Annotated in this window: 6 protein-coding genes and 1 pseudogene; 1 reads left to right on the plus strand and 6 read right to left on the minus strand. The window is 61.6% G+C overall.

Features of this window, described 5'->3' with window-relative positions:
- Nucleotides 1-2: 2 nt before the first annotated feature.
- From GNZ21_RS07655 to GNZ21_RS07665, 3 genes are read right to left on the minus strand one after another with little or no spacing between them, the layout of a single operon-like run.
- Nucleotides 3-1130, minus strand: a complete 1128-nt coding sequence (locus tag GNZ21_RS07655; RefSeq protein WP_157322961.1) for an ATP-grasp fold amidoligase family protein — start codon at nucleotides 1128-1130, stop codon at nucleotides 3-5.
- A complete protein-coding gene (locus GNZ21_RS07660; RefSeq protein ID WP_157322962.1) occupies nucleotides 1127-1552 on the minus strand; it encodes a hypothetical protein in 426 nt (141 codons plus the stop codon). Before GNZ21_RS07660 ends, GNZ21_RS07655 begins: the two co-directional genes overlap by 4 nt.
- Complete coding sequence (locus GNZ21_RS07665) at nucleotides 1552-4047, minus strand: glycosyltransferase family 2 protein (RefSeq protein ID WP_157322964.1); 2496 nt, start codon at nucleotides 4045-4047, stop codon at nucleotides 1552-1554. Before GNZ21_RS07665 ends, GNZ21_RS07660 begins: the two co-directional genes overlap by 1 nt.
- A 14-nt stretch (nucleotides 4048-4061) precedes the next feature.
- Between GNZ21_RS07665 and GNZ21_RS07670 the strand changes: the two genes are divergently transcribed.
- On the plus strand, nucleotides 4062-5855 hold the full coding sequence (locus tag GNZ21_RS07670; protein ID WP_157322967.1) for an Atg14 domain-containing protein: 1794 nt from the start codon (nucleotides 4062-4064) through the stop codon (nucleotides 5853-5855).
- Between the two features lie 26 nt (nucleotides 5856-5881).
- Here the strand turns inward: GNZ21_RS07670 and GNZ21_RS07675 are convergent, their stop codons facing one another.
- The 3 genes and pseudogenes from GNZ21_RS07675 to glmS all read right to left on the minus strand — a co-directional run.
- Nucleotides 5882-7291: an ATP-grasp domain-containing protein gene (locus tag GNZ21_RS07675; protein ID WP_157322969.1), complete on the minus strand. Its 1410-nt coding sequence runs from the start codon at nucleotides 7289-7291 to the stop codon at nucleotides 5882-5884.
- 19 nt (nucleotides 7292-7310) lie between these two features.
- Nucleotides 7311-8660: a phosphoglucosamine mutase gene (gene glmM, locus GNZ21_RS07680; RefSeq protein WP_157322971.1), complete on the minus strand. Its 1350-nt coding sequence runs from the start codon at nucleotides 8658-8660 to the stop codon at nucleotides 7311-7313.
- Between the two features lie 9 nt (nucleotides 8661-8669).
- A pseudogene (gene glmS, locus GNZ21_RS07685) lies at nucleotides 8670-10244 on the minus strand (glutamine--fructose-6-phosphate transaminase (isomerizing)); the annotation flags it as partial.
- Nucleotides 10245-10309 lie beyond the last annotated feature (65 nt).

Raw genomic sequence — 10309 nt, forward strand, 5'->3', positions numbered from 1 at the left:
CTTCAGGCTTTCTTCCCGGCATCTCCACCGCTGCTCTTCTTCGACCGGGCAGAGGCGCGGGCGGACTTCTCCCGTCGCTGTATTCTTTGGCGCAACACGCGGTAGGCTGAGAATTCTTTGCCCTTGATGAGGTCCTTCTGGAGGCGGTTTTCGGCCAGGCCCCACATCTCCCCGAGTTTCCTGTCCCATTCGGGGGTGAAGACATTGGAGCTTCCCGGACGTGGTGTGAACTCGCCGAAGACCAGCTCGCCGTCACCGCGGAGCATGTCAACGCGCATGAAGGGATAGGGAATCTCGGCGCTGATGCGCTCCACGAGCTTCAGATGCTCCGGGTCAAACCCTGCTCCTTCGTAGCGAACGGCATTCCACCGCCCAGGAGCGTCGATACGCTCACCCTCGGGGCTCCAAAAGTCCCAGCGAGTCTCAGGGTGCCGGTTGATCTCCGAGACGAAACCAACCTTCCCGTAGAAGCACCAGAACTTCAGGTCAACGGCAGGACGGCGGTGCTCAGTGTCGGAAAGGATGAGTTCCTCCACCTTCCACAGGTCACGCTTGGCACTGGTGGCTGAGGACCGGTCCTTCAGAATCGCCTGCGCATGCTGCTCCAGCGACGCTCTGTCGGCGAACTGTTCCCCGTCCTTGGCGTGAAAAATCTCGTCCTCGGAGAAAACCAGGTAAACGCCCTTGGAACCCGAACCTGCCGAGGGTTTGATCACCGTGCCTGCTGTGAGCTGGACATCCTTGAACGGCTTAGCCGGTCCGAAAGTCTCCGGCCTGCGCACATCCAGAATGTCCATGAACTCGTATCCGATGTGCTTCTTGGTGAGCACCCAGCCGGGCAGTGAGCCGCTCAGGCGCCCCACCTCTGTCTTGGCCACAATGGAGCCCATGAAGGACAGGCTCCGGCCCACGTAGAGCTTGTGCTTGCGCATCCGGTGCAGCTGCACATCGCGCACATGGCGCGGTGAGGCCACGGACAGCAGCTCCCGCAGCTGGGCGAGATGCTCCTCCCCGCCGTTCTGCAGCGCCTCGGGGCTCAGCATCCTGGACAGGCTTCGCTGCACCGCCTGGTCAGCTCGGCGCATCAGCTCGATGGCTTCCTGGGCGCTGGGCACCTGTTGGTCATTCATGCAGAGGGTCCTTTGTTCTGGCTGGAATCAGCGATGGTATCGAGGCTGTCCTCAACGTGCTGGCGGTGAGCTTCCAGTGCGTTGAGCATCCGCCGTTCGGCTGCTGCTATCCGTTCTTCCGAGCCCCGGAGGCTGCCGGTGATCAGGGCATAGTGCTTATTGAGCCGCCGGAGGCTCCTGCTCAGCTCAGAGCTGGCTCCTTCCCGGTTCAGCTGGGCAATGCGCTGGCGCAATGCCTGCTGGTTCCGGGTCATAGCGGCCAGGGTAAGGATTACCCACACAGAGAACAGCGCGAAGCTCAGAATCCCGGCTATGGCCGCTGCCTTCCAGGCACCCAATACTGCGCACACCAGCGTGACGGCCAGAGCTGTCAGATACCCACCGGCCAGTATGAGCTGCCGCAATGAAAGCCCACGAATCATCACGCGGGGGCCTCCTGGTTCTGGAGGCTGCCCTGCTGGACTGCGCGGGCCATCATCCGGACGTACTCCTCTTCGCCGTGAAAGGCGCTGAAACCAGCCGCTCGCTGGGACTGCGCACTGTACAGCTGTCTATCATTCCAGTACTCCTGAACAATATGTGGGACCTCAGCAGGTTCTGCGTACACCGCCGCCTCCCCATACAATGGTCGGTGCCTAGGCGGCAGGATCGTCACCAGCCCCGAGGCCAGTGCCTCCAGCACCGGCCTCTCCGGCGCAAAGACCGGGTATGAGGGGTAGTGCACCAAGAAGTCCAGGGATCGGTAATAGGCCCATCGGTGGGTCTCTTCGGGAGGGAAGGCGACCCATTCAGCCGGCAGCTGGTGCCCAAAGAGGATCCGCGCCGCAGGGGCGGCGTCCCCGTAGAGCCGGACTTCCGCGCTGCCGTCGGTGGGCCACAGCAGCTCTGCTTCGGAGGGATCATTCGGCCATTCTTCGGGGAGCGGGCCGGCCCAGCCGCCGATGACCGGCCGCAGGCTGCGGGGGCGTCGCCGCGGGGCCCGGTAGGGGGCGGGCCTGAAGGGAGCCAGGTAGGGCTGCTGGCGGACATCCTCGGCTGGGAGGCGCTCGTGGAGTCTCTCCCGCACCTCGGTAGAGGTGGCCGCCCACTGTGGTCGGGTGCCGAAGAATTCCTCTGCGTGCTGGGCGCAGGCCTCGGGCAGATAGGTGACAGGTTCCTCTTCGGGCGGGCGTTCTGCCACAGTCCATAGGTGCCCGGGGGTGAATGCGCTGGACCCGCGGGGCATGAACTGCAGAATCTCCGGGCTGCGGACCACCAGCAGTCCTACCTGATGGAACTCTTCGTCCGGCAGCACGTGGAGGATCTCTCCGGCTGAGACCATCTCTTGGACGGGCCGGTGGTACCGCCTGGCACCCGTGGCGAGATGCTGGGCGTTCTCCATATGCATCACTCCAATACTCAGCCCGGAACTCTTCAGCGCCTGTATTTCGTCCACCAGGCTGGACTGCAGGCCTCCGTCACCACAGAGATCGGCCAAGAACACCACATCCGTGGAGAGCTGCTCCGCAGGTGGCCGGGTGAACCTGGCAGGCACGTGGATAGGGAATCTTTCGTTCCCTCCTGCCCTGAGCTCCTCGCGGGGGGCACTGCGGTGCCAGGTGCGGTATGCGCTCCAGAAGGCGCGGCGGGCCGGGTGCTGCCAGCCGGGGCGGAAGTCTGCGCGGGAGAGGGAGTCCGGCAGAATCCGCATCAGGATCAGTGGGAGCCGGATGACCTCGATTGTGGCGCCGGCGTAGGCGGCGACCCGGCCTCGCAGCTCATTGTCGGCTGCTTTGCGTGCTGGCAGATATCCGCCCAGTTCCTGCATGATCTCGGCACGCACCATCAGGGTCGGAGCGCTGGGGATGAAGGGGTGGTAGCCGCGCCGGATTCGCACCAGCTCGGAGCTGATATTGACCGTGTAGACCTGGTTGCCCGGTGTGCCAGGGTGGCGCAGTAGCTGTTTGACCTGGGTTTCGATCCGTTGGGGGTGCGACCAGTCGTCGGCGTCCTGTCCGGTGATGAACTCACCGGTGGCGTGTTCGAGGGCAGCGTTGCGGGCCCGGTAGGTTCCCCCGTTGGCCTCCAGGCGGATGAGCTTGACCCGCGGGTCCAAGTTCTCTAGATCGTCGAGGATCGGCCCGTACTCATCCGGTGAAGCATCATCGACGACGAGGAGTTCCAGATCGGCCCAAGTCTGGTTGAGGATGCACCGGGCTGACTGGATGATGTCCTCTCTCACCGGCTTATACGAGGTCATAATGACGCTTACCCTGGGCCCCCGCTCCCCCACCGTCGGCCCATAGTCTGTGCGCAGCCGGTTGAAGGGCTCCTCCGGACCGTCGCTCAGGTGCACTGGCATCAGACCGTTCTCGGTGAACATGCGGTTGAATCCGTTCAGCCACTTCTCAAAGGATCTCTGCCTCGCCGGCCGGCTCCCTGCGAAGGGGTTCTGAGCGTCCACGGGAATGTATCCGTGGAAGTACCGGCGCACCCCTGGAAACTCAGTGAGGAGGGAGTTCAGAGCCGTGGTGTTCCCCTGTTCGAAATACAGTTCGGCCAGCAGCCGGTGGTACCGGTAGTCCGGCACCTGGTCCCGCGGCCACCGGGGTAGAACATACTCCAGGAGCCCGACGGCAACAGCGGTATCCTCCTGTTCACTGTTCTGCAGGGCAACCACCCAAGCCAGGCTCGCCACGGCCTCATAATTGCTGAGTTCCTCCAGCGTCTCTCCCTGGAGCACGTGCTGCACCAGCGCGGTATATGTGGTCCGTCCCTCAGTGGCACGATAGGCCAGGATCTCTCGCATATGGACGGACTCCGCCCTCAAGGCAGTGCGTTCCAGGGCTGTGGGCTGCAACCGGCCCAGCCCAGCGTAGTACTGCAGGAGACGCTGGTTCGACTGAAGGCCCTCTAGACTGGCACGGTAAAGGCGCACGCTGAGGAGAATACATGCCCGATAACGTCAGGGACGAACATTCCGTCGATCTGCACCCAGCGGCCCCCAAAACAATCCCCGCTCAGCCCGACTTCTCGCATCTGCGGTACGCACGGGGCTATGTCCTGCACCCTGAGAACCTCAGCCCTGATGTCCCGAGCTTCTGGAGAGAGCGGACATTCGCTGGAAGAACTTTCCGATGGGATCCCCGGGTCACCCTTGCGGTGGCGTCATCAGGCGATCATGAAGTCCTGCTGTGCGGTCATGCCCTGGACCCGAATCTCGCCACGACTGATCTCGGCAGGATCGCTGCCCATCTGCTGGAAGCGCTGCGGTCATCCCGTGACGAGTATCTGGACATCCTGGAGGAGATGTTCGGGCAGTTCGTGGTGCTAGACCGCGTCCACAACCTCGTCCGGGCTCAGACTGACGCGATCGCCTCGCGCTCCATCTTCCATGATGAGCAGGCCACACTGATCTCTTCCCACGTCAATCTTGTGGGCCGCACTCTGAAGCGGAAACCAAGCCGGTTCACCAAGTGGCTGAGCCAGCCGAAGAACCAGGACTTCCCCGGTCGCACCACCCCCTACGAGAGCGTGTGGCTGCTGACCCCCAACACGGAACTGGAGCTGGGCACAGGTGAGGTCACTCGAATCGGCCCACGGCCCTATGAGCCGCTGACGGTGGAACAGGCTGCCGACCTGATGCAGCCTGTGCTGGAGAAGCAGGTGGAGGTGCTGCTGGAGAGCAGCCGGAAGATTGTGGTCTCCGCCAGTGCAGGCATCGACTCCAGGAGCTCTTTGGCTGCGTTTGCGGGCGCCTCAGGTAAGGAGTCCGTGGAGGTCTTCACCTACACCAAGGCGTTGGGCTCCGGAAGGCAGAGCCGGGAACTGCACCGGGACAAACTGGCCGCCACGATGTCTGCGGATCTCGGGCTTCCCCATCAGATGTTTGACCTGAACACTGCCGAGAAACCGCCCAAAGAGTATGTGGAGGTGCTGCGTGAGCTGAGCTCCCGGCGGTCCAATACGGTGATCTCGTGGGTCTACCATTCCCACCTTCCACATGATTCGCTGCACATCCGCGGGCAGATCAACGGCGTCGGCAAATGGCACTTCGCCACGATGCTGCACTTCTCCGAGTCCCTGGAGCTCTCGGCCCGGCGGATGGCAAGCCTGACCAAACGGGGGAAAGACGCGGACCGGCCCCTGGACGACTCGTGGTGGGAACTGGGCGAGGAAGCGTTCCAGGAGTACATCGACACCACTCAGTTGCGTTCTGTGCCCTCTGGCTACCGGATGACGGATTTGTTCCTCTGGGAGCATCGGGTGGCGAACTGGAATCACGCTCATATTGTAGAGTCTGACGTCACTTTCGATACATACCAGCTCTTCGGCTCACGCCGGATGATTCGGCTGATGCTCTCAGTTCCCGAGCTGGACCGGGTCCAGCTGACCCTCTTCCGGGAACTGATCCGCCGTATGGAACCCCGGCTGTTGGAGTATCCGCTCAACGGCAAGCAGTGGGAGGAGCCCACGTATGACCTACCGCTCAGTGCCTATCAGTCAGGCACCACACGCACCTGGGCTGAAGTGCAGAGTCTCAGGAAGCGCATCTCCAAGGCCAACAGTCTGCTCAAGAGCAGGCGGCAAGAGATCGCTCGGCTCAAGAAGAAGTTGGCACAGGCTGAGTCGGAGTCGCTGGAGCTGCGCGAACAGCTGGAGTCCCGGCAGCACGACGATGAGGCTTCCGCTCTACAGCGGTTGAAGCGCGGAGTGAACGGGGTCCGTGCGCGTTTCAATCGCTGAGCATCCGCACTGCACCTGAGAGAGGTTCAGCCGTCGATGCGGAAGCCCTGTGTGACAACACCTGTCCAGTGCTGCGCTGAGCTGTGATCGAGGTGCAGGTGCTTATCGGCCAACCGAATGAACTTCTGGACTCGGTCCTCAGTGCCGAACAGCGCCAGATATCCGGAGTTCCCCTCGGCCCATATACGTCCTGAGACTGATGCTTGTCGGGCAGCCAAGTAGATCCTGTTCCTCTTGTCCGCGCTGAGCGGCGAGCTCAGCCCATGCCGGTACCAGCTGCGCACAGGATAGTTGTGGGTGGGTTTCTTACGCACCAGGACCTGCTCTGCGGATGCTCCTTTAAGCGGCGCAAGGAGCTGCTCCAGGTCGAGCGCTAGTTTCTCCATACCACTGTCTGCCGAACGTCTGGTGTCTGGGAAGAAGACATCGAGAATGTGTTGTGGCGCGTCCTGACCGGAACCTTCCCAGGGATACATATTGATCTCGATCTCAGGGCGGGAATTGAGCTCGATGACGCGGAAGCTGTCCTCAACAGGGCTTCGGCGGGCATCGTAGAGAATGTCGACCCCAGCAATGGCGAGCCCCGGAATAGCCGCAACGGCACGGACTGCCGCGTCTTTGACCGCTGCCGGGATCTCTGCAGTCTTGTCGATGCTGTCCCCGCCTTGGCTGGCATTGGCCTTGCCTCGGAGCTGGACCGGGATTCCTTCCGCTGGGATGCTCGTCAGAGTGTAGTTTTGCTTCGCCAGATACTCGTGGACTTCTCGGTCAGGGGTGATCGGCTTCTTGCAGAGATAGGGGTTATTCCGCCGCACAGCATTCTTGGCCTTGATGAGCTCGTCAATGGTGCTCGTCCCGTCGCCCGTAACATTGGCGGGTTTCCGCAAGCATGCTGCGACCAGTCGGTCCCCGACCACGAGCACCCGATAGTCCTCTCCGGTGAAATGCTGTTCGAGGATGAGTTTGGGGGCGGCGGTGTTCTCTCTCAAGTGACGGTAGGTCTCGAGGAGCTGCTCCTCGGTACGAAGGTTGGTGTACACATCGCGCCCCATGCTGCCGCGGAGCGGCTTGAGCACCACCGGGTATCCGGCTTCTGCTACGAGGTGTCTGAGCTTTTGTTCCGCGTCCTCTGCAGTGGGGTCGATGATCCAGCTGTTGGGAACCGGGACCCCTGCTTTGCTCAGGTAAGTGGAGGTGAGGTGTTTGTCCTGCTCGATCTTCACGGCTTCACTAGTGGTGAGATGGGGGCGCGATTTATCGAACTTGATCTTCCGCTTGCCATCGGTGATCTCGAATTTTCGCAGGTTGCTGTCGAAGAAGCGGACCCGCAGTCCGCGCCGCCAGGCTTCGAGGGCAATGGTGTAACCCGCCAACCGGGGGCCGAATGCTTCGCGGACAACATCTACCTGAAAGTGGTTCGGCCAGAGCTCGGACACCCACTTACCTCCTATGCCCTCAGAGGGCGAGTTCGCTCTTGACAATGTCCGCAAGTGCTTGGGACTCGGCTTCAGCGAGGGCGGCGGTCGGGGCTTCAACCATGACCCGGACTACGGGTTCCGTACCTGAGGGACGGAGCAGCACCCGTCCCTTCTCCCCCAAGCGAGACTCTACGGTCTGAACTGCGGCCTGGACTGCGTGGTGAGTCTTGACCTTCGCTTTGTCTACCCCTTTGACGTTGATCAGCACCTGGGGAAGCCGTGTCAGGGCTTGCTCGGCGAGCAGTTTGAGGGGCTTCCCGGTCGAGGCAACTCTGGCAGCCAACTGCATGCCTGTGAGCACTCCGTCTCCCGTGGTGGCATATTGGCTGAGGATCACATGACCAGACTGTTCGCCGCCCAGTGAGTACCCGCCCCTACGCATTGCCTCTAACACGTAGCGATCCCCGACCGCTGTCTCCACTGTCTGGATCCCAGCCTCGGCCATTCCGAGCTTGAGCCCGAGATTGCTCATCACAGTGACCACTAATGTGTCGTCCCTGAGCGCTCCTGCTTCTTTGAGTGCAATGGCGAGGATCCCCATGATGTGGTCACCGTCGACCACGGCTCCTGTGTGGTCAACCGCCAAACAGCGGTCAGCGTCTCCATCATGGGCGATGCCCAGATCCGCCTGGTGGGCCACCACAGCTTCCTGGAGATTCTCTAGATGGGTGGAGCCGTAGCCTTCATTAATATTCAACCCGTCTGGTTCGGCACCGATCACCACCACGTCAGCGCCGGCCGTGGAGAATGCCTCTGGGGAACAGCCGCTTGCTGCTCCGTGAGCGCAGTCGAGCACAATCTTCATCCCTTTCAGGGAGACCCCCTCCAGGGATTGAAGCAGGTGCACGATGTACCGGTCTTCAGCATCAGAGAATCTTCTGATGCGCCCAACCTGCGCCCCGGTGGGCAAGAGGACGGGCTCGGCCATCTGCGCCTCGATGGCGGCTTCGAGACCGTCATCAAGCTTGTTCCCGCCCCGCCCTAAGAACTTGATCCCGTTGTCAGGAGCGGGATTGTGGGATGCTGAGATCATCACTCCGAAGTCAGCACCCAGATCAGCAACTAAGAAGGCAGCTGCAGGTGTCGGCAATACGCCGGCATCGTAGACATCGACTCCTGAGGAGGCTAAGCCCGCTTCTACAGCAGCAGAGATGAACTCTCCCGATGCCCTGGGATCGCGGGCAACGACTGCTGTGGGCCGCTTCCCCTCCGCTTGCTGCTGTGGGGCCAAAACAACGGTTGCGGCCTGTGCCAGTTTGAGTGCTAGTTCTGCTGTCAGAAGCCCGTTGGCTTGACCACGGACTCCGTCCGTCCCAAATAACTTCATCTGTGCCTCTCACTCGACGGTGACGGATTTGGCGAGGTTGCGGGGCTGGTCGACGTCGTAGCCCTTCTCCGAGGCCAGTGCGCAGGCGAAGATCTGCAGGGGCACGGTGGTCAGCAGCGGCATCAGCAGCGGCTGGGTCTCAGGGACGAAGAACACGTTCTCGGAGAACTCATTGACCGCGGTATCACCTTCTTCTGCCACGGTGATGGTCTTCGCTCCCCGGGCCCGGACCTCCTGGATATTGGAGACCACTTTTGAGTGCAGGGAGTCCCTGCCCCGCGGTGAGGGCACGACCACGAACACCGGCTGGCCCTCCTCGATCAGAGCGATCGGACCATGCTTGAGCTCACCGGCAGCAAAACCCTCAGCATGGATATAGGCCAGCTCTTTGAGCTTCAGCGCCCCTTCCATCGCCACCGGGAATCCCACATGCCGGCCCAGGAACAACACACTGGGGCTCTGCGCCATATCCCGGGCCAGGGCTTTGATCGAGCCTGCACCGTCGAGGATGGTTTGGATCTTCGATGGGATCTTATGCAGATCCGCCAGGATGTCACTGATCTGCCCGGAGAACAGCTGACCGCGCAGCTGCGCCAGATACAGGCCCAACAAATACGAGGCTGCGATCATCGCTAAGAACGCCTTGGTGGAGGCCACCGCGATCTCCGGGCCGGCATGCAGATACAGCACCGCATCCGACTCCCTAGGGATCGTCGAACCGTTGGTATTACAGATCGACAGGGTCCGGGCGCCCTGTTCTTTGGCGTAGCGCACCGCCATCAGGGTGTCCATGGTCTCCCCGGACTGAGAGATCGAGACCACCAGGGTGGTCTGATCAATGATCGGATCCCGGTACCGGAACTCATGGGCCAGCTCCACCTCTACCGGGATTCTGGTCCAATGCTCAATCGCGTACTTCGCCACCGTACCGGCATAGGCAGCAGTGCCGCAGGCCAGCACAATGATCTTCGAGGTCTGCTTCAACTCCTCAGGAGAGATCCGCAGCTCATCCAAAGCCAACCGGCCCTCAGCATCAGTACGGCCCAACAAGGTGTCCTCGACCGCTTTGGGCTGTTCATTGATCTCCTTCTCCATAAAGGAGTCATACCCGCCCTTCTCCGCAGCAGAGGCATCCCAATCAATATGGAACCGCTTGCCCTGCGCCGGGGTGCCGTCGAAGTTGATGATCGCCACCTCCCCGGTAGTGATGGTGACGATCTGGTCCTGCTCCAGCTCCACCGCCTCACGGGTGAAATCAATGAACCCGGAGACATCAGATCCCAGGAAGTTCTCCCCCTCACCCAGACCCACCACCAGGGGTGAGTTCCTGCGCGAAGCCACCACCCGGTCCGGGACCTCAGCGTGGACCGCCAACAGGGTGAAGGCACCCTCCAACTCATTGGAGGCCAGACGCATCGCCTCGGTCAGATCCCCAACAGCCCGGTAGTGCCGGCCGATCAGCTTCGCCGCCACCTCAGTATCCGTCTGGGACTCAAAAACCTCACCCTCAGCCAGAAGCTTCTGCTTCAGCTCCGCGAAGTTCTCAATAATCCCGTTATGGATCACCGCCAGCCGGCCCTCATCACCCTTGGTGCGTCAGAGTTTGATGACCACTTCCCGGATTTAATATCCCGCATCCTTGGCTGGTC

Origin of the sequence: Nesterenkonia alkaliphila (genome assembly GCF_009758175.1) — a bacterium.
Lineage (GTDB): Bacteria > Actinomycetota > Actinomycetes > Actinomycetales > Micrococcaceae > Nesterenkonia > Nesterenkonia alkaliphila.

What these genes read in the sequence shown, in the direction of transcription:
- GNZ21_RS07655 (WP_157322961.1), bottom strand. Translation starts at nt 1,130, where the DNA reads ATGAATGACCAACAGGTGCCCAGCGCCCAGGAAGCCATCGAGCTGATG.
- GNZ21_RS07660 (WP_157322962.1), bottom strand. Translation starts at nt 1,552, where the DNA reads ATGATTCGTGGGCTTTCATTGCGGCAGCTCATACTGGCCGGTGGGTAT.
- GNZ21_RS07670 (WP_157322967.1), top strand. Translation starts at nt 4,062, where the DNA reads ATGCCCGATAACGTCAGGGACGAACATTCCGTCGATCTGCACCCAGCG.
- glmM (WP_157322971.1), bottom strand. Translation starts at nt 8,660, where the DNA reads ATGAAGTTATTTGGGACGGACGGAGTCCGTGGTCAAGCCAACGGGCTT.